The organism is Jiangella alkaliphila, from assembly GCF_900105925.1.
Taxonomy (GTDB): Bacteria; Actinomycetota; Actinomycetes; order Jiangellales; family Jiangellaceae; genus Jiangella; species Jiangella alkaliphila.
Map to the genome: position 1 here is coordinate 3,577,632 of NZ_LT629791.1, position 25,971 is coordinate 3,603,602.

Consider the following 25,971-nt stretch of genomic DNA (forward strand, 5'->3'; position numbering starts at 1 on the left):
AGACAAAGTGGAAGGAGCGGGCATGCGGGTGGGGTTCGTCGGGGTCGGCCGCATCGGGGCGGCGCATGCGCAGGTGGTGCGCGACCATCCGGCGGTGACCGCGGTGCGGGTGGCCGACGCCGATCCGGTCCGGGCCGGCAAGGTCGCCGACGAGCTGGGCGTCGAGGCCGTCGCCACGCCGGCCGACGCCTTCGTGGACGTCGACGCCGTCGTCATCGCGGCCGCCACGTCCGCGCACGCCGAGCTGATGATCGCCGCCGCCGACGCGGGGGTGCCGGCGTTCTGCGAGAAGCCGGTCGCCGCCGACGTGGCGGGGACGCGCGCCGTCCTGGCCGCGGTCGAGGCGGCGGGCAACGCCACGCAGATCGGCTTCCAGCGCCGGTTCGACGCCGGGTACGCCGCCGCCAGACGCGCCGTCCGCGACGGCAGCCTCGGCGAGGTCCGCCGGCTGCACCTGATCACCGCCGACGCCGAGCCGCCGCACCCGTCCTACGTGCCGACGTCCGGCGGCATCTTCCGCGACTGCCACATCCACGACTTCGACATCCTGCGCTGGGTCACCGGCCGCGAGGTGGCGACGGTGTACGCGACGGGCGCGAACCGCGGCGCCGAGGTCTTCGCCACCAGCGGCGACGTCGACGAGTCGGCGGCGGTGCTGACGCTCGACGACGGCACGCTGGCGACGCTGCAGGGCTCGCGCTACAACGGCGCCGGCTACGACGTGCGCATGGAGGTCGCGGGCACGGCCGGCACCTACGTCGTCGGCCTGGACGACCACGCTGCGCTGACGTCGGCCGAGGCCGGCGTCACGTTCCCCGAGGGCACGCCGTTCCGCGAGTTCTGGTCCCGGTTCAGGGCCGCCTACGAGGCTGAGATCGCCGCGTTCGTCGACGTCGCGCGCGGCGAGCGGGAGAGCCCGTGCACCGTCGCCGACGCGCTGGAGAGCTTCTTCGTCGCCGAGGCCGCCACGCTGTCGCGCCGCGAAGGCCGGGTCGTCACGATCGCCGAGGTCAAGGCATGAATCACGAGGTACTGACCATCGGCCGAGTGGGCGTCGACATCTATCCGAACCAGGCGGGCGTGGGGCTCGAGGACGTCACCACGTTCACCAAGTATCTGGGTGGCTCCGCCACGAACGTCGCCGTCGCCGCTGCCCGGCACGGCCGGCGGTCCGCCGTCATCACCCGAACCGGCGCGGACCCGCTCGGCCGGTTCGTCCACCGGGCGCTGACGGAGTACGGCGTCGACGACCGCTTCGTGACGGCGGTGCCGGAGCTCGCGACGCCGGTGACGCTGTGCGAGATCTTCCCGCCGGACCACTTCCCGATCTACTTCTACGGCCGCACGCCGACCGCGCCGGACCTGCAGATCGCGACGGACGAGCTGGACCTCGACGCGGTCCGCGGCGCCGGCATCTTCTGGGCGACGGTGACCGGCCTGTGCCAGGAGCCCAGCCGCTCCGCCACCCTCGCGGCGCTGGAGGCGCGCGGGAGGAACGGCATCACCGTCCTCGACCTGGACTGGCGGCCGATGTTCTGGGAGTCGCGCGAGGCGGCCCGGCCGATCGTCCAGCAGGCGCTGCGGCACGTCACGCACGCCGTGGGCAACCTGGACGAGTGCGAGACGGCGGTCGGCACCAGCGACCCGCACGCGGCGGCCCGCGCGCTGCGCGAGGAGCACGGCGTCGCCGTCGCCGTCGTCAAGCAGGGCCCGAAGGGCGTGCTCGCCGTCGACGACACGGGCGAGCACGAGGTCGCACCGATCCCGGTCGACGTGCTCAACGGACTCGGCGCGGGCGACGCGTTCGGCGGCGCGCTGTGCCACCAGCTGCTGGACGGGCGCCCGCTGGGCGACGCGGTCCGGTTCGCCAACGCCGCCGGCGCGATCGTCGCGACCCGGCTGGCCTGCTCCGACGCCATGCCGACGACGGCCGAGGTGGCCGCGTTCCTGGAGGGGCCAATGGAGGGTCATGATGTCCGCTGACCTGCTGCGCTCGCTCGTCGAGACGCGCATCCACCGGCCGGAGGCGATCGCCGCGGCCGCCGCCGCGCGCCGCCGCCCCGACTCGCTGCTCGGGCCGAGCGGCAAGCTCATGGTCATCGCGGCCGACCACCCCGCGCGCGGTGCGCTGCGGGCCGGGCGCGACGCGCTGGCGATGGCCGACCGCGGCGAGCTGCTCGACCGCCTGGTCGTCGCGCTCGGCCGGCCCGGCGTCAACGGCGTGCTGGCGACCGCCGACGTGCTCGAGGACCTGCTGCTGCTCGGCGCGCTGGACGGCAAGGTCGTCGTCGGGTCGATGAACCGCGGCGGCCTGGCCGGCACCGTCTTCGAGATCGACGACCGGTTCACCGGTTACGACCCGGCCGGCATCGACGGCATGGGGTTCGAGATGGGCAAGATGTTGCTGCGCATCGACCCCGACGACCCGGCGACCGCGCCCACCCTGGCGGCCTGCGGCCAGGCCGTCGACGGGCTGGCCGCCCGCCGCAAGATCGCTCTGGTCGAGCCGTTCATCTCGCACCGCGTCGACGGCCGGCTGCGCAACGACCTGTCCACCGAGGCGGTGATCCGGTCGGTGACGGTGGCCGCGGGCCTGGGCAACACGTCGGCCTACACCTGGCTGAAGCTGCCGGTGGTCGACGACGACCCGGCCGGCATGGAGCGCGTGCTGGCCGCGTCGACGCTGCCGGCGGTGCTGCTCGGCGGCGAGGTGCCGGACGACCCGGACACCGCGTTCCGCCAGTGGGAGAAGGTGTTGCGGCTGCCGACGGCGCTCGGCCTGGTGGTCGGGCGGACGCTGCTGTACCCGCCGGACGGCGACGTCGCGGCGGCGGTCGACACGGCGGTGAGCCTGCTGTGAGCCGCTGGTATCGCCCGGCCGGGAGCGCCGGCCGCGGGCCGTACGCCGTCGAGCTGACGCCGGGGACCGTCGAGGGCTGGCGGTGGACGTCGATCCGCGTGCTCGAGCTGGGCCCGGGGGAGACCCACGCGTTCGAGTCCGGCGACGAGGAGCTGTTCGTGCTGCCGCTCAGCGGCGGCGGCACGGTCGTCGCCGACGGCGAGCGGTTCGAGCTGACCGGCCGCCCGGACGTCTTCAGCGGCCCGACCGACACCGTCTACGTGCCGCGCGACGCGTCAGTCACCGTCACCGCCGCCGGGCATGACGCCGACGGCGCCCGGTTCGCGCTGCCGGCCGGGCCGTGCGGCCGCCGTCTCGCCGCCCGCTACGTCGGCGTCGACGACGTCGCCGTCGAGCTGCGCGGCGCCGGCAGCAGCACCCGTCAGGTGCACAACTTCGGCTCGGCCGACGGCTTCGACGCGGACCGGCTGATCGCCGTCGAGGTGATCACCCCGGCCGGCAACTGGTCGTCGTACCCGCCGCACAAGCACGACGTGGACGTGCCCGGCGCGGAGTCGGAGCTGGAGGAGATCTACTACTTCGAGGTCAGCGACGAGCGTGGCTTCGGCTACCACCGTGTCTACGGCACCGACGACCGGCCGATCGACGTGCTGGCCGAGGTGCGCACCGGCGACGTCGTGCTGGTGCCGCACGGCTGGCACGGCCCGTCGGTGGCCGCGCCCGGCTACCACCTGTACTACCTCAACGTCATGGCCGGTCCCGGTGCCACTCGCGATTGGCTGATCAGCGACGACCCGGCGCACGCCTGGGTCCGCGACGAGTGGGCCGCGCAAGCGCCGGACCCGCGCCTGCCCATGGGGAAGGAGCGATGATGAGGCTGACGGTCGCACAGGCCACGGTCCGGTTCCTCGCCGCGCAGTTCACCGAGCGCGACGGCGTCGAGCACCGGCTGATCGAGGGCTGCTTCGGCATCTTCGGGCACGGCAACGTGGCCGGCCTCGGGCAGGCGCTGCTGGAGGCCGAGCTGGCCGACCCGGCGGCGCTGCCGTACCACCAGGCCCGCAACGAGCAGGGCATGGTGCACGCGGCGGTCGGCTACGCCCGCATGCGCAACCGGCTGTCGACGCTGGCCTGCACGTCGTCCATCGGGCCGGGCGCGACGAACATGGTGACCGGCGCGGCGCTGGCGACGATCAACCGGCTGCCGGTGCTGCTGCTGCCCGGCGACGTGTTCGCGACGCGGGTGGCCGACCCGGTGCTGCAGCAGCTGGAGATGCCGCACGCGCCGGAGGTCACCGTCAACGACGCGTTCCGGCCGGTGTCGCGGTTCTTCGACCGCGTCTGGCGGCCCGAGCAGCTGCCGGCCGCGCTGCTCGGTGCGATGCGGGTGCTCACCGACCCGGCCGAGACCGGCGCCGTCACGCTGGCGATGCCGCAGGACGTGCAGGCCGAGGCGTACGACTGGCCGGCCGAGCTGTTCGCGAAGCGCGTGTGGCACGTGCCGCGGGCCGTCCCCGAGCCGGGCGCGCTGGCCCGTGCCGTGGCGCTGCTGCGCACGGCCCGGCGGCCGCTGATCGTCGCCGGCGGCGGCGTCATCTACAGCGAGGCGACCGACGCGTTGCGAGCGTTCGCCGAGGCCACGGGCGTCCCCGTCGCTGAGACCCAGGCCGGCAAGGGCAGCCTTCCGTACGATCACCCGCTCGCGCTCGGCGCCGTCGGGGCGACGGGGACGCCGGGCGCCAACCGGGTCGCCCGCGAGGCGGACGTCGTCATCGGCATCGGCACCCGGTACAGCGACTTCACGACGGCGTCGCGGACGGCGTTCCAGGACCCCGGCGTGCGGTTCGTCAACGTCAACGTCACCGGGTTCGACGGCGCCAAGCAGGCCGGGCTGCCGGTGGTGGCCGACGCCCGCGCGGCGTTGGAGGCGCTGACGGAGGCGCTGGCCGCCTGGTCCGTCCCGGACGGGCATCGCGAGGCGGCCGCGGCCGCGAACCGCGAGTGGGACGCCGTCGTCACCGCCGCCTACACCGCGCAGCACCGCCCGCTGCCGGCGCAGACCGAGGTGATCGGCGCGGTCAACGAGGTCAGCGCGCCGCGCGACGTCGTCGTCAACGCGGCCGGGTCGATGCCCGGCGAGCTGCACAAGCTCTGGCGCACGCGCGACCCGAAGGGCTACCACGTCGAGTACGGCTACTCGACGATGGGCTACGAGATCGCCGCGGGCGTCGGCGTGCGGATGGCCGCGCCCGACCGCGACGTGTTCGTGCTGGTCGGCGACGGTTCCTACCTGATGATGGCGCAGGAGCTGGTCACCGCCGTCCAGGAGCGGATCAAGATCGTCGTGGTGCTGGTGCAGAACCACGGGTTCGCCTCGATCGGCTCGCTGTCGGAGTCGCTCGGGTCGCAGCGGTTCGGGACGGCGTACCGGTTCCGGTCGGGCTCGGGCCGGCTCGACGGCGAGGTGCTCCCGGTCGACCTCGCCGCCAACGCGGCCAGCCTGGGCGTCCACGTCGTCCGGGTCGCGACGGTGTCCGAGCTGCGGGCCGCGCTGAGCGACGCGAAGGCGGCGCCGGCCGACGGCGGCCCGGTCCTGATCCACGTCGAGACCGACCCGCTGGCGGGTGCGCCGGACAGCGAGTCGTGGTGGGACGTCCCCGTCAGCGAGACGGCGGCGCTGGACACCACGCGCGCGGCGCGCGCGGAGTACGAGCGGCAGAAGAAGGCACAGCGGCCGCTGGTCGGCCCGGCGAGCGGCACGGAGGAGAACGAGGCATGAGGACGATCGAGCACTGGATCGGCGGCGCCGCGACGCGGGCCGGCTCCACCCGCACGGCGCCGGTGTGGAACCCGGCGACCGGGCAGCAGCAGGCCGAGGTGCTGCTGGCCGAGGCCGCGGACGTCGACCTGGCGGTGTCGGCCGCCGCGAAGGCGTTCGAGAGCTGGTCGCAGACGTCGCTGACCAAGCGCGCCAACGTGCTGTTCGCGTTCCGCGAGCTGGTCGCCCGGCACGCCCGCGAGCTGGCCGAGGTCATCGCCGACGAGCACGGCAAGGTGGTGTCCGACGCGCTCGGCGAGGTGCAGCGCGGCCTCGAGGTGGTCGAGTTCGCCTGCGGCATCCCGCACCTGCTCAAGGGCGACTACTCCGACCAGGTGTCCACCGGGGTCGACGTGTACGGCTTCCGCGAGCCGCTGGGCGTCGTCGCCGGCATCACCCCGTTCAACTTCCCGGTCATGGTGCCGATGTGGATGCACCCGGTCGCCATCGCCTGCGGCAACGCGTTCGTGCTCAAGCCGAGCGAGCGCGACCCGTCGGCGTCGCAGCTGGTGGCCCGGCTGTGGGCCGAGGCGGGGCTGCCCGAGGGCGTGTTCACCGTCGTCAACGGCGACAAGACCGCCGTCGACGCGCTGCTCGACCACCCCGACGTCGCGGCGGTGTCGTTCGTCGGCTCGACCCCGATCGCGCGGTACATCCACCAGCGCGCCAGCGCGAACGGCAAGCGGGTGCAGGCGCTCGGCGGGGCCAAGAACCACGCCGTCGTGCTGCCCGACGCCGACCTCGACTTCGCCTCCGACCACCTGGTCGCGGCGGCGATGGGCTCGGCGGGGGAGCGGTGTATGGCGATCTCCGCGGCGGTGGCGGTCGGCGGCGGCGTCGACGCGGACCGGCTCGTCGAGGCCGTCGCGGCGAAGGCGGCCGCCGTCCGCGTCGGCCCCGGGCGCGACGAGGCCAGCGAGATGGGGCCGGTCGTCACGGCCGCCGCTCGCGACCGGATCACCGGCTACATCGACTCCGGTGAGCAACAGGGCGCCACCCTCGCCGTCGACGGCCGCGGGCTGGTCGTGCCCGGCCACGAGGACGGCTTCTTCGTCGGCCCGACCGTGCTGGACCACGTCACGACGTCGATGGACGTGTACCGCGACGAGATCTTCGGCCCGGTGCTGTCCGTCGTCCGCGCCTCCGACGTCGACCAGGCGATCGCGCTGATCAACGCGAACCCGTACGGCAACGGGACGGCCATCTTCACCGGCTCCGGCGAGGCGGCGCGGCGGTTCCAGCGCGGCGTCCACGTCGGCATGATCGGCATCAACGTGCCCATCCCGGTCCCGATGGCCTACTACTCCTTCGGCGGCTGGAAGGACTCGCTGTTCGGCCAGTCGCACGTCCACGGCCCCGAGGGGATCGCGTTCTACACGCGCGCCAAGGTCGTGACGGCGCGCTGGCCGCGCGTCGACCACCCGATCGCGGCCAGCTACCACTTCCCGACGACGACCTGACGGACGTGGCCGACGCGTCCCCCTCGGTGTCCCGCTCGGTGCTGGGCGGGCCGGCGCCGCGGCCCGGCGTCGTGCATCTCGGCGTGGGCGCGTTCCACCGCGCGCATCAGGCCGTCTACACCGATCGCGCGATGGCGGCGACCGGAGACCCGCGGTGGGGAATCGTCGAGGTGGCGCCGCGTTCGGCCGACGTCGTCGACGCGCTGCGCCGGCAGGACGGCCTGTTCACGGTGCTGGAGCGGTCCGGCGACGACGTGACGGCGCGGGTGGTCGGCTCGGTCGCGGAGGCCTGGCACGCGCCGTCGTCGTGGACGGAGGTGGCCGCCCGGTTCGCCGACCCGCGGATCTCGGTCGTCACGCTGACCATCACCGAGAAGGGCTACCTGGGCGACCCGGTCACCGGCGCCCTGCTCGACGACGATGCGGTCCGGGCCGACGTCGCCGCGGTCGCCGCCGGGGAGCGGCCGAGGACAGGGCTCGGGCTGTTGGTCGCCGGGCTGCGCGGGCGGGCGGTGGCCGACGCGGGCCCGGTGACGGTGCTGTCCTGCGACAACCTGGTCGGCAACGGCGCGCGGCTGGGCCGGCTGGTGGGGGAGTTCGCCGCCCGCTTGCCGGGCGCTCCCGGTTATGGGCTGGCGGCGTGGCTCGCGGCGTCGGCCCGGTTCCCGTCGTCGATGGTGGACCGGATCGTGCCCGCCACGACGGCCGCCGATCGGGCAGACGCGGCCCGGCTGACGGGTTTCGCCGACGACGCGGTGGTCGCCGCCGAATCGTTCACCCAGTGGGTGATCGAGGACGATTTCGCCGGCGAGCGTCCGCCGTGGGAACTGGCCGGCGCCGAGCTGGTCGCCGACGTCGGGCCGCACGAGACGGCCAAGCTGCGCGTCCTGAACGCGGCGCACTCGATGATCGCCTACCTCGGTGCGCTGGCCGGGCACGAGACCATCGCGGCCGCCGTCGCCGACCCGCCGATCCGTGCCGCCGTCGAGGCGCTGCACCGCGACGTGCTGACGACGATCGACGCGCCGCCCGGGTGGGACCTGCGGGCCTACGCGGCTTCGGTGCTGGAGCGGTTCGCCAACTCCGCGCTCGGGCACCGCTGCGACCAGGTCGCCGCCGACGGTTCGCAGAAGCTCCCGGTCCGGGTGGTGCCGACGATCCTCGCCACCCGCGCGGCAGGTCGTTCGTCCGCCGCCGCGACGCTGGTGGTGGCCGCCTGGCTGCGCTTCGTCCTGGCCGGCCGGTCCGACGACGGCCGTCCGCTGACGGTGAACGACCCGGCGCGCGACGCCCTGCGCGCCGTCCCCGCCTCGGACGTCGAGCGGCTACTGGACGCCGCCGCGGTCGTCCCGCCCGACCTGGTCGCCGACGACGCCTGGCGGGCCGACGTCGTCCGATACCTCGACGACCTGTCCCGCCACGGCGTCAGGGGAAGACGACAGTGAGTGGTGCGCTGAGCGCGCCGGTGTTCAGCGAGGTGTCGGTCGCCCGGACCTGGACGGTCGCCGGTCCGCTGGGCGGCGGGACGCAGGCGACGTTGAAGATCTGCTCGAACAGGTCGACGCGCGGTGCGGCGGTGCCCGTGCTGCCGAGGGACTCGCCGTCGAGGAAGATCTCGTACGACATGATCGCGGCGTTGTCCGGCGCCGCCGTCCACTCGATCAGGGCCGGGTAGCCCGAGCGCGTGCTGACCTGGCGCAACCCGGTCGCCACCCCCGGCGGCGTGGTCTCGAAGACGAAGGTCGCGGGGACGAGCGACCGGTTGCCGGCCGCGTCGACGGCGCGCAGCTCGAACGTGTACGAGTTGCCGGGGCTGAGGTCCAGGCCGGAGACGTCCTCGATGTGCCACGTGCGCCACTGGTCGGTCAGGGTGCTGCCGAGCGGTCCGGTCACCTCGTACCGGCGGACGCCGCCGGTGTCGTCGCGGGTCGCCGTCCAGAAGAGGCCGAGGCGCTCGGGCTGGGTCTGCCGGCCGGTGAGCCGAAGGTTCTCCGGGGTCGGTGGCGGCGTGGTGTCGGCGTCCAGCGTCACCCGGACCGGGGCGCTGTGCGCGGACTCGGCGCCGATCCGGTCGCCGATGTCGGGCCGCTTGACCGTCACGGTGAACTCCACGGTCGACCCAGGCGTGAGGCCGTGGACGGTCGCCGTCGTCGCCGGGGTGAGGTAGACCCGGATGCCGTCGGCGTACACGTTGAACGTCGTGTACCCGTCCTGCGGCTCGGTGGAGCTCCAGGCAAGCTCGACGCTGGTCGCGTCGTGGTCGACCACCCCCAGGCCGGTCGGCGCGGGTGGCACCGAGCTGCCGGCGCCTGCCGCTGCCGCGGACTGGCCCACCAGTGCCGCGGTCACGAGGGTGAAGGCGCCGGCGATTGTCGCTCCGGCCCGTAGCAGTGCGTGTCGCGTCATCGGTCACGGTCCCTTCTGCGGATGGACCCCCGTGTGTGTGTACGGGCGGATCCGCAGAAGGGATTGCGGACGAGTCGGTCAGCTGGCCCAGGCCATCAGCGACTCGTTGCGGCGCGGGTCGCGCAGCAGCATGAGCGCGTGCTTCTCCAGTTGGCGCACCCGCTCGCGGGACACGCCGACCTCGTCGGCGACGTCCTGCAGGGTGTGCTCGTGGCCGTCGACCAGGCCGTAGCGCATGCCGATGATCTTCGCCTCGCGCGTGGGCAGCGAGTCGAGGACGTTGCGCAGCTGCTCGCTGAGCGCCCGCCGCTCGACCAGGTCGGAGGCCTGGACGGCGTCGTCGTCCTCGATCAGCTCGCCGATGCTGGACTCGCCGTCGTCGCCGATGGGTGTGTCGAGGCTGAGTGGGTCGCGGGCGACGCGACGCAGCTCGACGACCTTCTCGACCGGGATGCCGGCCTCTTCGGCGACCTCCTCGACCGTCGGGTCGCGCCCGAGCAGCCGCTGCAGGTCGCGGTCGATGCGGTGCAGCTTCGCCACGGTCTCGGACACGTGCACCGGCAGCCGCACCGTGCGGGTCTGCTCGGCGAGGCCGCGCTGGATGGCCTGGCGGATCCACCAGGTGGCGTACGTGGAGAACTTGAAGCCCTTGGCGTAGTCGAACTTCTCGACGGCGCGAATGAGGCCGAGATTGCCCTCTTGGATGACGTCGAGGAACGGCAGGCCGCGGCCGGACAGCTTGCGCGCGACCGACACGACGAGGCGGAGGTTGGCCCGGATCATGTGGTCGCGGGCGGCGTCGCCGTCGCGGACCAGCACCTCGAGCTGGGTCTTGTGGGACGGGGTCAGCTTGCGCTTGGAGGGCACGGCACCGGCCAGCAACTGCTCGGCGTACACACCGGTCTCGATGCGCTTGGCCAGATCGACCTCTTCGGCCGCGGTGAGCAGCGGCGTTGAGCCCAGTTGCGCGAGGTAGCGACCGACGAGGTCGGGCTCGCCCTCGGAGCGCGCCTGACGACGCCGCGGCGTCGCGTTGGTGGCCTTTGGTGCAACTGCCATGGGTCCCCCTCGAGGTCGACTCGTCCGGACCGTACCCGCACGATCAGCGAACATACGTTCACAACGCACGGGCCCTGACAAAGATTCCAGGACCCTCTGGGCAGGAGAGAAATCTCATGATAATGACGCCCCTACGGGCAGCCCGGGCCGTCGCGGCGCCCGAATCGCGGACCCCGCCGGACATGGCAGGCTGACCGTACGTACTGTTGTCAGGACAAAGTCAGCGCGGACGATGGGGGAATGGTGGCGATGAAGGGCATTGCCGGGGCACCGGTGAGCTTCGGCGTCTTCGAGCTGACGGCGGACCAGCCGCTGCCGGACCCCGAGGAGATCCTCGGCCCGCTCCAGGACCTGGGGTACGACGGCGTCGACCTCGGCCCGGTCGGCTGGCTCGGCCGCGGCGACGCGCTGCGCCGGCGGCTGCGCGAGCACGAGCTGGTGCTGGTGGGCGGCTGGGTCGACCTGCCGTTCACCGACGACGAAGCGTTCGGCCGGGCGCTGCCCGAGCTCGACGACGCCCTGGAGATCTTCGTGGCGGCGGCCGAGCTGGACCCGTCGCGCCCGCCGCTGCCGACGCTGGCCGACCGGGGCAGCGAGTTGCGCCGCGCCAACCCGGGCGGCGCCGCGCCGGGACTCGCGCTCGACGACGCCGGCTGGGAGCGGCTGGCGCGCAACGTCGAGACCGCCGCCGCGCGGGTGCGCGCCGCCGGTCTGGAGCCCACGTTCCACCACCATGCCTGCACGTACGTCGAAACGCCCGCCGAGATCGACGAGTTCCTCGCCCGCACCGACGTCGGCCTGACGTTCGACACCGGCCACCTGCTCATCGGCGGCGGCGACCCGGTCGAGGGCTGGCGGCGCTGGGGGTCGCGGATCAACCACCTGCACCTCAAGGACGCCCGCACCGCCGTGCTCGACCAGGTGCTCAGCGAGAAGGGCGGCATGCGCGACGTGTGGGAGCGGCGCGCGTTCGTCGAGCTCGGCGCCGGCGACCTCGACGTCGACGGGTTCATGGACGCCGTGTTCCAGAGCGCCTTCGACGGCTGGCTGGTGGTCGAGCAGGACGTCGTGCCGTCGCCGTCCGACCCGCCGGGGCGCGTCATCGACGACCAGCGCGCCAACCGCGAGGCGCTGCGCCGGTGGCTGCCGTGAGCGACCGCGTCCGGCTGGCCGTCGCCGGCCTCGGCGCCGTCGCGCAGTCCGTCCACCTGCCGCTGATCTCCCGCCGCTGGGACCTGTTCGACCTGGTCGCCGTCTGCGACCTGGCGCCGTCGCTGCGCACCGCGATCGGCGAGCAGTACGGCGTCCCAGAGGAGCACCGCTACGCCGACGCCGGCGCGATGATCGAGCAGAGCGGCGCCGACGGCGTCGTGCTGCTGACGTCAGGCTCGCACGGAGACGTCGCGCTGCGGGCGCTGCGGGCCGGCGTCGCCGTCTTCTGCGAGAAGCCGCTGACGTACACGGTCGCCGAGGCCGACGCGCTGGCCGACGCGGAGCGCGAGCTGGGCCGTCCGGCACTGCTGCTGGCCTACATGAAGGAGCACGACGAGGCGGTCTGGCAGCTGAGCGAGCGGCTGGCCGGCATCGACGACGTCCGCGCCGTCGAGGTCGAGGTGCTGCACCCGAGCGGTGAGTCGCAGCTGGACTTCGCCAACCTGCGGCCCAACCCGCTCGGCGACGTCGACCCCGACGCCGTCAGCCGCCTGGCCGCGGAGTCGGGCCGGCTGCTGGACGCCGCGCTCGGCGCCGGAACGTCCGACCGGCTGCGGCAGCTGTACGCGAACGTCGTGCTCGGCAGCCTCGTGCACAACACGTCGCTGCTGCGGGCGGTGTTCGGCGGGCTGACCGTCGTCGACGGCGCGCGGGAGTGGCCGGCCGCGGCGCGGAAGGGCTGGGACGCGCGCTCGGTCGAGGTGACCGGCGAGCTGCCCGGAGCCGTCCGCGCCCGGATGAGCTGGCACTACCTGCCCGACTACCCGGCGTACACCGAGACGCTGACGGTGCACCACGGCCGCGGCTCGCTGCGGGTGACGTTCGGGACGCCGTACGTGCTGAACAACCCGACCCGCCTCGAGGTCGTCGAGGCGCCGCCGGCCGGCCTGGCCGCGGGCGGCGAGGTCCGTTCGGTGTTCACGTCCACCGGCGAGTCGTTCGAGAACGAGCTGACCGACTTCCACCGCATGGTGATGGCGGGCGAGCGGCCGCGGGCAGGCGTCGCCGAAGGCCGGACGGACGTCCTGACCAGCCAGCGCATCGTCCGGCTGCTGGCCGGCGACGAGCCGCTGGGCGGAGAGGCGGCACACGCATGACCGAGCCCGAGATCGTCCTGGTGCCGCACACCCACTGGGACCGCGAGTGGTACGAGCCGTTCCAGGTGTTCCGGCTCAAGCTGGCCGACGTGCTCGACGACGTGCTGGCGCGGGCCGAGGCCGACCCGGACTTCCGGTTCACCCTCGACGGCCAGTTCGCCGCCGTCGTCGACTACCTGGAGCTGCGCCCGGAGAACCGGCACCGGGTCGCCGAGATGGTCCGGCAGGGCCGGTTGTCGGTCGGCCCCTGGTACATCCTGCTGGACGAGTTCCTGTGCGGCGGCGAGACGATCGTGCGCAACCTCGAGCTGGGCTGGCAGGGCGCCGAGGCGCTCGGCGGTGCGATGCCGGTGGGCTACCTGCCGGACATGTTCGGCCACACCGCGCAGATGCCGCAGCTGCTGGCCCGCGCCGGCATCGAGCACGCGAGCCTGTGGCGCGGGGCGCCGGGCGCGCTGCACCAGCACGCCTTCCGCTGGGAGGCGCCCGACGGCAGCACCGTGCGGGTGGAGTACCTGTTCGACGGCTACGGCAACGCGCTGGACCTGTTCGCGATCCCGGCCCGGCTGGGCTCGGCGGTCGAGGCGTATCGCGAGGAGACGCGGTCCTGGTACGGCGACGACCCGGTGCTCGGCATGCTCGGCACCGACCACTCCGCGCCGCGGCCGGACCTCATGGAGCTGATCCGCGGCCCGGGCGGCGCCGGGCTGACGATCGCCGGGCTGGCCGAGTACGTCACCCGGTTCCGGCCCGACGACCCGCGCCTGCCGGTCGTGGTGGGCGAGCTGCGCAGCCACGCGCGCGGCAACATCCTGCCCGGCGTCATCTCGATCCGGGTCGGCCTCAAGCAGGCCATGGCCCGGGCCGAGCGCGTCGTCGGTGAGGCCGAGGCGCTCGCGGCGCAGTTCCGGCCCGCGGACGACTACCGCGAGGCGTTCCTGCTGGCCTGGCGGAAGATCGTCGAGTCGACGGCGCACGACTCCGTCACCGGCTGCGGCGTCGACGAGACCGCCGCCCAGGTCGCGGCCCGGCTGGCCGAGGCAGAGCAGGCCGGGCGCGCCGTCCGCTCCGCGGTGCTCCGGTCGGTCGCGGCGCGCGTGCCGGCCGACGCGCACGCCGTCGTCAATACCGTCCCGTGGCCCCGCACCGTGCTGGCCGAGCTGGACGTCGCCGCGCCGGACGCGGAGCGCCCGGTCGTCGCCGAACTGCCGGACGGCACCGCCCTGCCGGTGCAGGAGCTGAGCCGCTCCGCGACCGTGCTGGGCGACGAGAAGCTGGCCGCCGCCGACCTGGAGAAGGTGATCCGGCGCATCCACGGCCGCGAGCTGTTCGGCCAGCAGATCGAGTCGTACGTCGTCGCGCCGGGCTCGCTGGACGTCGAGGTGGCCCGGGTGCCGGCGGCGCCGGAGTTCGACCTCGCGGCCCTGCGCGCGGAGCTGGCGGCGGCCGTCGCCGAGGCTTCAGGCGAGTGGCGGGTCCGCACGGTCGCACAGCAGCGGCGCCGGGTGCTGGTCGCCGTGCCGCTGGACGCGTCCGGGCAGGTCGCGGTGCGGACGTCGCAGGGCGGGTCCTCGGCGGGCGCGCCGGGCGTCGAGGTGACGGAGCGGTCGTTGACCTCGTCGGACGTCCGGGTGGACGTCGCCGGCGACGGCACGCTGACGGTCCGCGGCGCCGACGGAACCGTCCTGACCGGCGTCGGCCGGCTGGTGTCGGGCGGCGACCGCGGCGACAGCTACAACTACGGCCCGCCCGCCGCCGACGTGCTGGTCGACGCGCCGTCGTCGGTGACCGTGACGGTGGACGAGTCCGGCCCGCTGCGCGGCGTGCTGCGGGTCGTCCGACGCTACGACTGGCCGGTGTCACTGTCCGACGACGTCGACGTGCGGGCCGCCGAGACGGTGCCGGTCGAGGTGACGACCCTGGTCGAGCTGCGGGCCGGCGAGCCGTTCGTCCGGCTGGACGTGTCGTTCGTCAACCCGGCGCGCGACCACCGGGTCCGGCTGCACGTGCCGCTGCCCGCGCCGGTCACCGAGTCCGCGGCCGACGGGCAGTTCGCGGTGACGGTGCGCGGGCTGACGTCCGAGGGCGGCTGGGGCGAGTACCCGCTGCCGACGTTCCCGGCGTCGTCGTTCGTGTCCGCCGGACCCGCGACGGTGCTGCTGGACCACGTCACCGAGTACGAGCTGGCCGGCGACGGCGGGGAACTGGCGCTGACCCTGCTGCGCGCGGTCGGCTGGATGAGCGTCAACCTGCACCCGCTGCGCGACGAGCCGGCCGGGTCGGAGTTCCCGGTGCCCGGCGCGCAGTACGTCGGCGTGCCGGTGCGGGCGCGGCTGGCGGTCGTGCCGCGGGCCGGCGGATGGGGTCCGGCGTCGGCGCCACGGCTCGCGGAGGAGTTCCGCCACGACGCCCTGGTCGCGCCCGGCCTGGCCGCCGCGGGCGGTGAGCTGCCGCCGTCGTCGTCGGGTCTGGGCGTGAGCGGGCCGGGCGTGGTGGCGTCGTCGATCCGAACCCGCGGCGACGAGACCGAGGTGCGGCTGGTCGCCATGTCAGCCGCGCCGACGACGGCCACCGTCACCGGGGCGTTCGTCACGGCTTGGCGGACCGACCTGCTCGGCCGGGCGCTGGAGCCGCTCCCCGTGGACGGTGACCGCGTCGACGTCGAGCTCGGACCCTGGGAGATCGCGACGATCCGCGTCTCCTAGCTTCCTACCGGCTGCGCGTGTGCACGGTGAAGCCGAGTTGCTCGGTCATGTCGGGCAGTGTGGTGAACAGCGAGACGTCCTTGCCGTGGCAGGTCGACGGCACGATCTTGCCGCCGTGGTGGATGCCGTAGGCGATGCGGCCGGTGCTGGTGTACCGGTACCAGGCGCCGCCGCTGTCGCCGGGGCAGGTGTCGATGCCGTTGACGCGGGCCAGGTTGCGGGCGCTGGCGTCGTTGACGTCGGCGAGGACGCCGCAGCGGATCCCGGAGGCGGCGGACTGGGCCGCGATGCACAGCGTCTGGCCCGGCTGCATGCTCGTCTCGGAGGTGATCCGCCTGGCCACGGCCAGCCGCTGGTTGGTGGCGTCCTCGTGGTACATCCAGCCCCACGTGGTGCTGTTCAGCCAGTACGTGTTGTCGATGCGGATGGCCGCCGCGTCGACGTCATTCCAGTTGTACCTGGCCCGCAGGGTGCCGACGGTCTGCGTGCCGTTGCCCCACCGGCTGCCGATGGCGCCGCAGTGGCCGGCGGTGAGCACCCACCGGCCGCCGCTGGTGGTCGAGTTCGCGGTGAACCCGGCCGAGCAGGAGTAGTTCTTCTCGGGGCCACGCCAGAGCTGCACCCCGGCGCGCAGTGGAGGGTCGCAGCGGCGGTGGGTGGTGCACGCCTCCGGGCCGGTCGTCTGCGCCGTCTGCGCCGTCGCCCGCATGGTGGCCGGCAGCGTCAGCGCGCCCCGGCGCACGCTGCTGAGCGTGCTCGCCGGCAGTTCGACGACGACCCGGTTGGTCTTCAGGTCGACGCCGGCGGTGGCGCCGGCCGGCACGCCGCGGCGCGTGCCCTCGTTGACGGCGTCGCGCTCGGCGATCAGCGTGGCGAGGCTGAAGTCGACGTCGTGCATGGCGACGTCGATGCCGCGGGCGGTCGCCGCGCGGGTGAACCTGGCCGCGGCCGCCGGCGTCGTCGACAGCAGGTGCTGGGTGTCGGTGGCGCCGTCGTACCAGGCGCCGCCGTAGGTGTCCTGCGACTCGGCGGCGAGCTGCTCGATCAACTCGACGCGTTCGTCCTCGGCGTCGATGCGGCGCAGTGCCTCGGCGTCGCTGACGCCGGGAAAGGCCTGTTGGAAGGCCTCGATGGCGGCGGCCTGCTCGAGACCGGTGAGCCGCGGCGGTGCGGCGATGGACGGAGTAGTGGTGGCGGATGCCGCGCCGAACAGGCCGGTGATGGCCAAAGCGGCGCAGGCGACGGCGAATGGGCGTCGTCGATTCACGGGGGGCTGCTCTCTCTACTCAGAGCCACGAGCCCTGCACGAATCGTGACAGATAGTGATGATCTCGGAAATAGCGGGATCTGAGAATAAGAGATACCGGTCCGGACCGCATGTCGATCATGGGGTTCGGTGACCGACCCGAATTCGACGTCGATGTCAAGCGCGCCGCCGGGCTCCCGTGGGCAGCTCGGCGGCGCGCTGATCTAGGTGGCGCTTGGCGCGCCGGGAGACGAGCCGGTCAGCTGACCGGCTGCGGAGTGGTGGCGATGCGTAGTGCGGCGACCAACTCGCGGTAGAGGTCGTCGGCCTGGAGCAGCTCCTGGTGGGTGCCGACGGCGCGGACCCGGCCGGCCTCCAGCAGCACGATCTGGTCGGCGTCGACGACGGTCGAGAGCCGGTGCGCGATGGTCACGACGGCGCCGGTGGCGGCCTGGCGGCGGATGCCCTCGGCGACCGCGGCCTCGCTCAGCCCGTCCAGCTGCGCCGTGGCCTCGTCGAGCAGCAGCAGCTCGGCGTCGGTGACCAGCGCGCGGGCCAGCGCGACCCGCTGCCGCTCGCCGCCGGACATCGTCGTCGGCGACAGCTCGGTGTCGAGGCCGTGCTCCAGGTCGCGGACGCGGTCGTCCAGCCGGACCGTCCGGAGCGCCGCCCAGAGCTCGTCCTCGGTGGCGTCCGGCGCGGCGTAGGCGAGGTTCTCGCGCAGGGTGCCGGGGACCAGCGGGGTGTCCTGCTCGACGTAGGCGATGCGGCTGCGCAGGTCGGCCAGGCGCCAGTCGGCGAACGGGCGGCCGTCGAGCACGATCTCGCCGCGCTGCGGCTGCAGGAACTTCAGCAGCAGCGAGAAGATGGTCGTCTTGCCGGCGCCGGACGGCCCGATGATCGCCGTGTGCCCGTGCCGAGGGATGGTCAGGCTGACGCCGTCGAGCGCCGGCGCTGACTCGGGGGAGTAGCGGTACTCGACGTCGCGCAGCTCCAGCGCGGCGTCGTCGGCCATCGTCGTCGCGGCCGCCGGAACCGCCGTCGCCGCGTCGGACTCCGTCGCCATCGCGTCGATCTCGCCGATGCGGGCGGCCGCCGCGAGCCCGGACTGCACCGACGTCATGCTCATCGTCAGCAGCATCACCGGCATCATCAGCTGGAACGCGTAGAGCAGGAACGCGACCAGCGTGGTCACCGTCATCTCGCCGGCCGCGACCCGGTAGGCGCCGACGCCGAGGATCAGCATGATGGCGAGGTTGATGCCGCCGCCGGTGATGGTCCACGCCCACGCCTCGAGCCGGACCGCGCGGATGCTCTTCTCCGCCGAGCGCTCGGCGTGCAGTGAGATCCGGGCGGTTTCGCGGGCCTCGGCCCGGGCCGCCTTCACCGTGCGCAACGCGCGCAGCACACCCTCGAGCCGTCCGCCGAGCGCGCCGACCTCCTCCTGCGCCTCCTGCTGCGCCTTGGCCAGCTTGGGCATCAGCAGCCCGGCGAGGATGCCGACGAGGACGATGACGCCCAGGGTGGTCCCGAGCAGGACGACGTCGAGGTAGGCCATCAGCGCCAGCGCGCCGACCAGCCCGACCAGGCCGTTGACTCCGTTGACGATGCTGGAGGTGGTCGCCTCGCGGATCAGCATCGTGTCGGACGTGACCCGGGTGACCATCTCGCCGGGGCTGCGCGTGCCGAGCTCGGTCACCTTCGTCCGCAGCAGCTGGCGGACCATGCCGGTGCGGGCCGCCAGGATGATCCGCTCGGCCAGCGTGCCCAGCAGGATCGTCTGCACCAGCTCGATGACGGCGCCGGCGACCAGCAGCACGGCCAGCAACGTCACCGGTCCCCGCAACGACGCGTCGACCTCGAGCCCGTCGAGCACCGCCCGCGTCACCAGCGGCGTCACCAGCTCGGCGCCGGTCGCCACCAGCCCCAGCAGCAGGCCGACGATCAGGATGCGCTTGTGCGGGCGCGCGTAGGACCAGAGCAGCCGGATCTTCGCGCCGGTGGGCAGATCGGGCGTGGGCCGCTCCTCGGCGGGCGGGCTGTATGGGGCGCTCATGGTCGCACAATGACACACTGCTGTCCCATTTTCAAGGCCTGATGTTCTATTATGGTGGAGCTGTGTAATATGAGGCGGCGTGACGACGATCGACTCCGGCGTGCGCCAACGGACCCGGCGGGCCATCCTCGACGCGGCCGCCGCCGTGTGGGCCCGCGACTACTCCGCGTCCCTCGGCGACATCGCCGACCGCGCCGAGGTCAGCCGCAGCACCCTGCACCGCTACTTCCCCGAGCGCCAAGCCCTCGTCGACGCCCTGCTCATCGAGTCGCAGGCCCGGCTGGATGAGGCCTGGAACGCCGCCGTCGACGCCTCCACCACCCCGGTCGAGACGGTCGAGAACATCATGGCCGCCATCGTCGACCTCGCCGACCAGATCCTGTTCCTGTTCAGCGACCCCGTCCGCTTCGAGGGCAACCCCCACTGGAGCGACGAAGAAGACGAGGCCCTCCCCGACCTCGTCCGCGCCGCCCAGCGCGACGGCGACCTCGACGCCGACATCGCCCCCCAGTTCGTCATCGGCGTCATGTACGCCCTCATCTACGTCACCGCCGAGTCGGTGGCCATGGGCACCCTGCCCCGCCACAAGGCCACCGAGACGCTGATCCGCATCTTCCGCCACGGCCTCTCGCCCCGCGTCTGAGGTGCCCGGCCCGGCGAGACTGTGGCGGTTTGGTGGCGCCCTAGCCCCACCAAACCGCCACATCGGCCAGGGACATCAATGGGTGAGGGATCCGGGTTCCCATAGCTGCCCACATCCCTCACCCATCAGTTCGTGCGCGAGGCAACGATCGATGTGTCGGACCCGAGGACTAGCTTCACTTCATGCCCATCGTCGGTCTCGATCGTGAACGGGGCTTCGCCCTGATCGCGGAGATGAACTCGACTCGAAACCTGCTCGCATACGGCCTGCGGGTCTTGCGGACTGCCGCGTTCGTCGAGACGACCCGCGATCCGATCCTCACGATGCTGTCCATCGGAGTTGAGAAGCTCTACAAACTGACCCTGGGCATCGTGGCCCTGGATCGAGACCAAGCGTGGCCGTCCGCCCAGGAGACGATGGCGTGGGGGCACAAACTCGATGAGATGCACGAGGCTGTCATGGCCGAGCTGCGCGTACGCACTGCCGACACGAGTGAACACGTGCGGGCGCGGTTCGCCGGGGTCGAGGCCGATCCCGTAGTCGAGCCGGTCATCGAGGCCCTCGACATGTACGGACGCAGGGGTCGGTTCTTCTTTCTCGACCTTCTCGGTGAGAAACCGCAATCATGGGTTGGCCCTGACGCCGCGTGGCAGAAGATCGAAAGTGCGGCCCTCGCCGATCCCGCAGTCGCAACCCTGTACAGCGCGACGACGACGAATGTCGGCGACAACGACATCTGGGCGGACTTTGTCGCAGGTCTCAACGAGCGGATTGCCTTGGCCGTCGAGCAGCTGTGGACCATGGTCGCAGTTTGCGGGCGGAACCACGCACTTGGCGAGACTGGTGTGGTGTTCGGGTTCGAGGTTCACCCAGGCGCTGTCGGGCGCCAGGTGTCAGGACGATAAGGCGCTGGCTACGGGGTAAGGGCGACGACGGCGGCGGTGGCGGCGGTCTCGAGGCGATGCGGGCCGGGGGCACCGGGGAAGCGAGCGACCTCCCCGCGGACCACCTGACGCCGCCCCCAGACGTCGGCGAGCAGCAGGCCGTCGGCGCCCACCGCGAGCAATTCGCCGTCCACGCGCAACAGCACCGGGTCGGCGACCGACCAGGACAAGGCCGTCCGGCCGGCCCGCAGCGCGTCCAGCACGTCCGGGACGGCAGGCGACGACGAAGCCACCCAGGTCACCGGGCGGCCCAGCGGCCGGCCGTCGGCGGGGGAGTGGAAGTCCGACCCGCCGATCGGCACGGTGGACAGACCCCACGCCGTCCACCAGGCGAGCGGCCCGGTCCATTCGTGCGCCATCCAGGAGTGGTGGAAGATCTCCGCGAGCGGCGGCCGCTTCTCCAGCGGATGGTGCCACGAGCAGTCCCCGGCCAGCGGATGGTTGATCGACAGCAGCCCGCCGGCCGACTCCACCGCCGACACCCACGACGACGGCGGCTGACGGAAGTCGACCCAGGGGATGGGGCCGAACGCGTTGGCATGGCCGCGGTCGGTCGTCACCTCCTGGCCGGGCAGCAAGGTGATCCCGTAAGCCGCACCCACCGACGGCAACACAGCGTGATGCGACACCGTGTTGTGGTCCGTGACGGCGAGCACGTCCAGCCCCGCCTCCACGCCGAGAGCGGCCAGCCCGGCCACCGGCAGCGAGCCGTCGGAGTGCAGCGTGTGGGCGTGGAAGTCGCAGGCCAGCCAGGTCAGCCCGGCGTCGGCGGGCAGCGAGCGGCGCGGCGGGCGCTCAGGAACAGGGGGTCCCGGGGGCTCCGGGTCCAGCGGCGCCGACGGATCGTCCAGCGACAGGGAAAGGGTCACGGGCACCCCCTCGCCAGGCACCCGGTACAGCCCGAGCACGACCGACCACTCGCCCGGCTCCAGCGGCCCCGCGACGTACCCAGGCGTCGCCGCCGAAGCGGTCACCGTGAAACGCCGCCGCGCGCCGCCGGACCAGCCGCGCCAGCCGTCCACGCCCAAGCACCCGAGGTCGATCACCGCGCCGGCACCCGAGTACGACAACGACACCGAGACCGACCGCGTCCCGGCAGGCACCTCGAACGGCACCTCCAGGTACGGCGACGCCGCGCGGTCGGCCGGGAGCAGCCGCCGCGACAGCAGCGTCGTCATGCCGCGGCCGCCACCGGCTCCAGCAGTTCCTCGCTCTCGGCGTCGAACAGCAGCGTCCGCTCCGGCCGGACGGCCACCCAGCCGGCGGTGCCGGGCGCCGGCTCGTCGTCCTCGTCGACGACCACCTGCACCTGAACGCCGTCCCCGGCCTCGACGGTGACCAGCACCGACGCGCCGAGGTTCTCGACGACGGTGACGGTGCCGCCGATGGAGCCGGGCGAGGACGGGGCCGACGTCGACCAGCGCAGGTACTCCGGCCGGCCGCCCCAGATCACCGACGCCCCATCGCCCACGGACAGTCCCGGCGGCAGCGGCAGCGACGCCCCGGCTACGGCAACTCGCCCATCGACGACGGAACCGGCGTGCAGGTTCATCGGGGTCGACCCGACGAACCCGGCGACGAACGTGTTGGCCGGCCGGCGGAACACCTCGCGCGGCGACCCGATCTGCTGGATCCGCCCCGACCGCATGATCGCCATCCGGTCGGCCAGCGCGAGCGCCTCCGCCTGGTCGTGCGTGACGAATACCGTCGTGACGCCGAGGTCGCGCTGCAGCCGCTTGAGGAAGGTCCGCGCCTCCAGCCGCAGCCGCGCGTCGAGGTTGGACAGCGGCTCGTCGAACAGGAACACGTCGGGCTTGCTGGCGACGGCGCGCCCGAGGGCCACGCGCTGCTGCTGCCCGCCGGACAGCTGACCCGGCCGCCGCGCCGTCAGCCCGGCCAGCGACAGCCCACCCGCCACCTCCTCGGCCGTGGCCAGGCGCGACGAGCGGTCCACCTTCTGGATCTTCAGCGGGTACGCGATGTTGTCGGCCACCGTCATGTGCGGGAACAGCGCGTAGTCCTGGAACACCATCGCCACGCGACGCTGGCCGGGCGGCAAGGTCGTCACGTCGCGCGGCCCGATCGACAGCCGCCCCTCCGTCGCCGTCTCCAGGCCGGCGATGGTGCGCAGCAAGGTCGTCTTGCCGCAGCCGGACGGGCCGAGCAGCGCGAAGAACTCGCCGTCCTCGATGGTGAGGTCGAGTCCGTCGACGGCGCGGACGCCGCCGGGGTACTCCTTGACCAGCTGGTGCGTGGTGATCGCCGCCATCAGCGCTTGATCCCTCCGTGGAAGCGGAAGCCGTACCGGCGGTTCACGAACAGATACATGAGCACGACCGGGATGGAGAACAGCAGGGAGAACGTGGAGATCAGGGCGAGGTTGGGCTGCCCGCCCTCGGTGTAGAAGGTGAACATGACGACGGCGGCCGGCTGCCGGTCGGGGGAGCGGAGCAGGATGAACGGCACCAGGAAGTTGCCCCACACCTGCACCACCGCCCAGACGGCGATGGTGGCCAGCCCGGGCCGGGCGATCGGGACGACGACGTGGCGCAGGATCTGCAGCGACGACGCGCCGAACACCCGCGCCGACTCCTCGTAGGAGCGCGGCGTGGAGTCCATGAAGTCCTTGAGGATGAAGATCGCCGTCGGCAGCAGCCCGCCGGTCAGCACCAGCACGACGCCGAGCTGCCGGTCGATCAGCCCGAGCTCGGTCATCAGCAGGAACGTCGGCACCATGGCCGCCGTCCCGGTCACGATCGACGAGAGCAGGAGCAGCAGGTAGAGCAGGGTGTCGCGGCCGGGGATCCGGACCCGCGACAGTGCGTACGACGCCAGCGCGGCCAGCACCAGCGTGATCGCCATCGTGCCGGCGGCGATGATCACCGAGTTGCCCAGCGACCGCATCGCGTACGGGTTGTCCCACAGTGTGCGGAAGTTCTCCAGTGTGAAGTCCGGCAGCGACACCTGCACCGTCGGCGCGGTGTCGAACGGCGCCGTCAGCAGCCACAGCAGCGGCAGCGCGAAGAACACGAAGACGAAACCGACGAAGACGTACCGGCCGACCACACCCAACGCGCCACGGACCGTCATGGGCGCCGCTCCCTCAGCAACCGCAGATACACCGACGCGACGATCAGGTTGATGATGATCATGATCAGCGACAGCGCGGCGCCCTGCCCGAGCGCGCCGTCGCGCAGCGCCACCCGGTAGATGTAGATGCCGAGGATCTCGGTCTCTCCCTGCGGCCCGCCTGCGGTGATCAGGTACGGCGCGAACACGTTGAACGTCCACAACGTGATCAGCAGCGTGTTGGTGAGGATGTGGCCGCGGATGTTCGGCAGCACGACGTCGCGCAGCGTGGCGAACGTGCCGGCGCCGGCCATCCGGGCGGTCTCGAACTGCGACGGCGGCACCGACGCCAGCGCCGAGCTGAACAGCAGCATCGAGAACGCCGTGCCGTTCCAGATGTTGAAGATGATGATCGACTGCATCGGGTACTCGAGCAGCCACGCCGTGCCGTCGCTGCCGAGCAGTGCATTCAGCGTGCCCTCGCGCCGGTCCAGCAGTGCCAGCCACAGGAACGCCACCACCGATGCCGGGATGATCCAGGCCAGCAGGACCACGGTCTCCAGCACCGACCGGACGGCGGGCCGCAGCCGCCGCGCCGTCCAGGCCAGCGCGAACCCCAGGATCGACTGCCCGATGATCGCGGAGAAGAACACGAACACCAGCGTCAGCAGCAGCGAGTTGCGAAACGCCGGGTCGCTGAGCGCGTCGGTGTAGTTCTCGGTGCCGACGAACTCCGGCTCGGCCGCGGCCAGCCCGGTCAGCCGCCAGTTGGTCAGCCCCAGGTAGAGCGTCCAGATCGCCGGGAAGACCAGGAAGATCGCGACGACCAGCAGCGCCGGCGCGACGAACCCGGTGGCCCGCCAGCGGCCGAGGCCGGCCGCGTCGCCGTCGTCGACGGGACGGGTCCGGCGGGCGCCGCCCGGAGGCGCGCCCGCCGGCCCGGTGTCGAGCTCAGTCGGCGATGGAACCGTCGCCACCGACGATGCCCTCCAGCTCACTCTGGTAGTCCGCCGCCGCGTCGTCGGCCGACGTGCCGGACGACACCGCCGCCGTCGCGTTCTGCAGCGCCACCGAGACCTGCGGGTAGACCGCCAGCGCCGGCCGGTACGCGGTGATCGGCAGCACCTCTTCGGCGATGAAGGCCATCAGCGGGTCGCCGGCCAGCGCGTCGGCGTTGACGTCGTCGCGCGGGGTGATGCGCGCGCCGCCGATCTCGATCATCGCCTGGAGCGCCTCGGGGGAGTTCATGAACATCATCAGCTCCCACGCCTGCTGCGGGAACTCGGTGTTCGGGTTGATGACGCGGCCGGTGCCGCCGGACATGCTGACGAAGTCCTGCCCGTTGAGGCCGGCGCCGGGCTCGCGGGCCGGGATCCTCGCCCAGCCGACGACCTCGTCGCGGTTGGTCATGGGCGCGATGCCGCCGTCGGGGTTGATCACCGAGCGCCACAGGTAGTCGCTCTCGATCAGCATGCCGAGCTGGCCGCTGGCGAACAGCTGGAACGACGTGTCGCGGCCCTGGGCCTCCTGCTGCAGCAGCGGGTCGCCGAGCGCCTCGTCGCCGTACACCTGGCCGTAGAAGTCGAGTACCTCGGTGACGCCCTCGGACGCGCCGGTCCAGGCGTCGTCCGCCCAGATCTCCTCGCCGGTGCCGGCCAGCAGCGGCAGGAAGCCCTGCATCGTCGTCGCCTCGCCCATCGGGACGCCGGCGTTGACCTGCAGCGGGGTGACGCCGTCGAGCTGCTTGAGCGCCCGAGCGGCCTCGAGGATCTCGTCCCAGCTGGTGGGCTGCCAGTCCTCAGGCAGCCCGGCCTGCGCGAACAGGTCCTTGTTGAAGTAGATGACGCGGCCGTCGGTGCCGACGGGGATGCCGTAGGCCTGGTCGTCGAACGACATGGCCTGCTGGACGGCCTCGGGGATCTGCTCCCAGCCGTCCCAGTCCTCGACGGCGTCGCCGGCGACGTCGGTGAGCGGCGCGATGTAGCCGGCCTCGGCGAACTCTCCGGTCCAGATGCCGTCGATGCTGATGATGTCGCCACCGGCGCCGGACTGCAGGTCCAGGGCGATCTTCGTCTTGTAGTCCTCGTCGTCGACGCCGTTCTCCTCGAACTCGATGGTGACGTCGACGCCCTGCTCCTCCTGCATGGCGGTGAACTCGGGGATCACGTAGTCGGTGATCCAGGCGGCGCCCTCGGAGTTCTTGCCGCCGGCGATGGCGTTGTCGGTGATGGTCAGGGTGACCTCGGTGGCGTCGGCGTTCTGGGAGGCGTCGCCGCCCGCGGAGCCGCCGTCGTCGTCACTTCCGCACGCCGCCAGGACGAGCGCCGCAGCAAGCAGGCCGGCCATGCCGCCGAGCCCGGTGTTGATCCTCATCGATCCTCCAGAGCAACCGAACC

Annotated in this window: 21 protein-coding genes; 12 read left to right on the plus strand and 9 right to left on the minus strand. The window is 72.8% G+C overall.

Features of this window, described 5'->3' with window-relative positions:
• Nucleotides 1-22 precede the first annotated feature (22 nt).
• From BLV05_RS16320 to BLV05_RS16350, 7 genes are read left to right on the plus strand one after another with little or no spacing between them, the layout of a single operon-like run.
• Complete coding sequence (locus tag BLV05_RS16320) at nt 23-1,021, plus strand: Gfo/Idh/MocA family protein (RefSeq protein ID WP_046768057.1); 999 nt, start codon at nt 23-25, stop codon at nt 1,019-1,021.
• Nucleotides 1,018-1,983 (plus strand): 5-dehydro-2-deoxygluconokinase, encoded by a 966-nt coding sequence (iolC, locus tag BLV05_RS16325; protein ID WP_046768058.1) that lies wholly within the window; start codon nt 1,018-1,020, stop codon nt 1,981-1,983. Before BLV05_RS16320 ends, iolC begins: the two co-directional genes overlap by 4 nt.
• Nucleotides 1,973-2,860, plus strand: coding sequence for a Cgl0159 family (beta/alpha)8-fold protein (locus BLV05_RS16330; protein ID WP_046768059.1), 888 nt, complete (start codon nt 1,973-1,975; stop codon nt 2,858-2,860). Before iolC ends, BLV05_RS16330 begins: the two co-directional genes overlap by 11 nt.
• Entirely contained in the window at nt 2,857-3,732 is an 876-nt protein-coding gene (gene iolB, locus BLV05_RS16335; protein WP_046768060.1) for a 5-deoxy-glucuronate isomerase, read from the plus strand. Before BLV05_RS16330 ends, iolB begins: the two co-directional genes overlap by 4 nt.
• A complete protein-coding gene (iolD, locus tag BLV05_RS16340) occupies nt 3,732-5,639 on the plus strand; it encodes a 3D-(3,5/4)-trihydroxycyclohexane-1,2-dione acylhydrolase (decyclizing) (protein WP_197683685.1) in 1,908 nt (635 codons plus the stop codon). Before iolB ends, iolD begins: the two co-directional genes overlap by 1 nt.
• On the plus strand, nt 5,636-7,138 hold the full coding sequence (locus BLV05_RS16345) for a CoA-acylating methylmalonate-semialdehyde dehydrogenase (protein WP_046768062.1): 1,503 nt from the start codon (nt 5,636-5,638) through the stop codon (nt 7,136-7,138). The genes iolD and BLV05_RS16345 overlap by 4 nt, the downstream gene beginning before the upstream one ends.
• A 5-nt stretch (nt 7,139-7,143) precedes the next feature.
• A complete protein-coding gene (locus BLV05_RS16350) occupies nt 7,144-8,583 on the plus strand; it encodes a mannitol dehydrogenase family protein (protein ID WP_046768063.1) in 1,440 nt (479 codons plus the stop codon).
• On the opposite strand, the gene BLV05_RS16355 is transcribed toward BLV05_RS16350, so the two are convergent.
• Nucleotides 8,564-9,544: a fibronectin type III domain-containing protein gene (locus BLV05_RS16355; RefSeq protein ID WP_152690682.1), complete on the minus strand. Its 981-nt coding sequence runs from the start codon at nt 9,542-9,544 to the stop codon at nt 8,564-8,566. The genes BLV05_RS16350 and BLV05_RS16355 overlap by 20 nt on opposite strands.
• Before the next feature lie 78 nt (nt 9,545-9,622).
• Nucleotides 9,623-10,603, minus strand: a complete 981-nt coding sequence (locus BLV05_RS16360) for a sigma-70 family RNA polymerase sigma factor (protein WP_046768065.1) — start codon at nt 10,601-10,603, stop codon at nt 9,623-9,625.
• Nucleotides 10,604-10,843: 240 nt separating this feature from the next.
• On the opposite strand from BLV05_RS16360, the gene BLV05_RS16365 reads away from it, so the two are divergent.
• Genes BLV05_RS16365 through BLV05_RS16375 form a run of 3 tightly spaced genes read left to right on the plus strand, consistent with a single transcriptional unit; the run spans nt 10,844 to nt 15,617 of the window.
• The gene (locus BLV05_RS16365) at nt 10,844-11,755 is read left to right on the plus strand and encodes a sugar phosphate isomerase/epimerase family protein (protein ID WP_197683686.1); all 912 of its coding nucleotides are present in this window, start codon (nt 10,844-10,846) and stop codon (nt 11,753-11,755) included.
• Nucleotides 11,752-12,912: a Gfo/Idh/MocA family protein gene (locus BLV05_RS16370; protein WP_160312727.1), complete on the plus strand. Its 1,161-nt coding sequence runs from the start codon at nt 11,752-11,754 to the stop codon at nt 12,910-12,912. Before BLV05_RS16365 ends, BLV05_RS16370 begins: the two co-directional genes overlap by 4 nt.
• Nucleotides 12,909-15,617: a glycoside hydrolase family 38 N-terminal domain-containing protein gene (locus BLV05_RS16375; protein WP_046768067.1), complete on the plus strand. Its 2,709-nt coding sequence runs from the start codon at nt 12,909-12,911 to the stop codon at nt 15,615-15,617. Before BLV05_RS16370 ends, BLV05_RS16375 begins: the two co-directional genes overlap by 4 nt.
• A gap of 4 nt (nt 15,618-15,621) precedes the next feature.
• Here the strand turns inward: BLV05_RS16375 and BLV05_RS16380 are convergent, their stop codons facing one another.
• Together BLV05_RS16380 and BLV05_RS16385 are read right to left on the minus strand one after the other, a co-directional pair.
• A complete protein-coding gene (locus tag BLV05_RS16380) occupies nt 15,622-16,884 on the minus strand; it encodes a trypsin-like serine protease (protein WP_152690683.1) in 1,263 nt (420 codons plus the stop codon).
• Nucleotides 16,885-17,122: 238 nt separating this feature from the next.
• Complete coding sequence (locus BLV05_RS16385) at nt 17,123-18,919, minus strand: ABC transporter ATP-binding protein (RefSeq protein WP_046768069.1); 1,797 nt, start codon at nt 18,917-18,919, stop codon at nt 17,123-17,125.
• 79 nt (nt 18,920-18,998) lie between these two features.
• On the opposite strand from BLV05_RS16385, the gene BLV05_RS16390 reads away from it, so the two are divergent.
• The gene (locus BLV05_RS16390) at nt 18,999-19,562 is read left to right on the plus strand and encodes a TetR/AcrR family transcriptional regulator (RefSeq protein WP_046768070.1); all 564 of its coding nucleotides are present in this window, start codon (nt 18,999-19,001) and stop codon (nt 19,560-19,562) included.
• A gap of 182 nt (nt 19,563-19,744) precedes the next feature.
• On the plus strand, nt 19,745-20,467 hold the full coding sequence (locus BLV05_RS16395) for a hypothetical protein (RefSeq protein ID WP_046768071.1): 723 nt from the start codon (nt 19,745-19,747) through the stop codon (nt 20,465-20,467).
• 8 nt (nt 20,468-20,475) lie between these two features.
• Here the strand turns inward: BLV05_RS16395 and BLV05_RS16400 are convergent, their stop codons facing one another.
• From BLV05_RS16400 to BLV05_RS16420, 5 genes are read right to left on the minus strand one after another with little or no spacing between them, the layout of a single operon-like run.
• Nucleotides 20,476-21,684: a CehA/McbA family metallohydrolase gene (locus BLV05_RS16400; RefSeq protein WP_046768072.1), complete on the minus strand. Its 1,209-nt coding sequence runs from the start codon at nt 21,682-21,684 to the stop codon at nt 20,476-20,478.
• On the minus strand, nt 21,681-22,775 hold the full coding sequence (locus tag BLV05_RS16405) for an ABC transporter ATP-binding protein (RefSeq protein WP_046768073.1): 1,095 nt from the start codon (nt 22,773-22,775) through the stop codon (nt 21,681-21,683). The genes BLV05_RS16400 and BLV05_RS16405 overlap by 4 nt, the downstream gene beginning before the upstream one ends.
• A complete protein-coding gene (locus tag BLV05_RS16410) occupies nt 22,775-23,596 on the minus strand; it encodes a carbohydrate ABC transporter permease (protein WP_046768074.1) in 822 nt (273 codons plus the stop codon). The genes BLV05_RS16405 and BLV05_RS16410 overlap by 1 nt, the downstream gene beginning before the upstream one ends.
• Entirely contained in the window at nt 23,593-24,552 is a 960-nt protein-coding gene (locus tag BLV05_RS16415; protein ID WP_082155112.1) for a carbohydrate ABC transporter permease, read from the minus strand. The genes BLV05_RS16410 and BLV05_RS16415 overlap by 4 nt, the downstream gene beginning before the upstream one ends.
• Nucleotides 24,527-25,948 (minus strand): extracellular solute-binding protein, encoded by a 1,422-nt coding sequence (locus BLV05_RS16420; RefSeq protein WP_046768075.1) that lies wholly within the window; start codon nt 25,946-25,948, stop codon nt 24,527-24,529. Before BLV05_RS16420 ends, BLV05_RS16415 begins: the two co-directional genes overlap by 26 nt.
• Nucleotides 25,949-25,971: the final 23 nt, after the last annotated feature.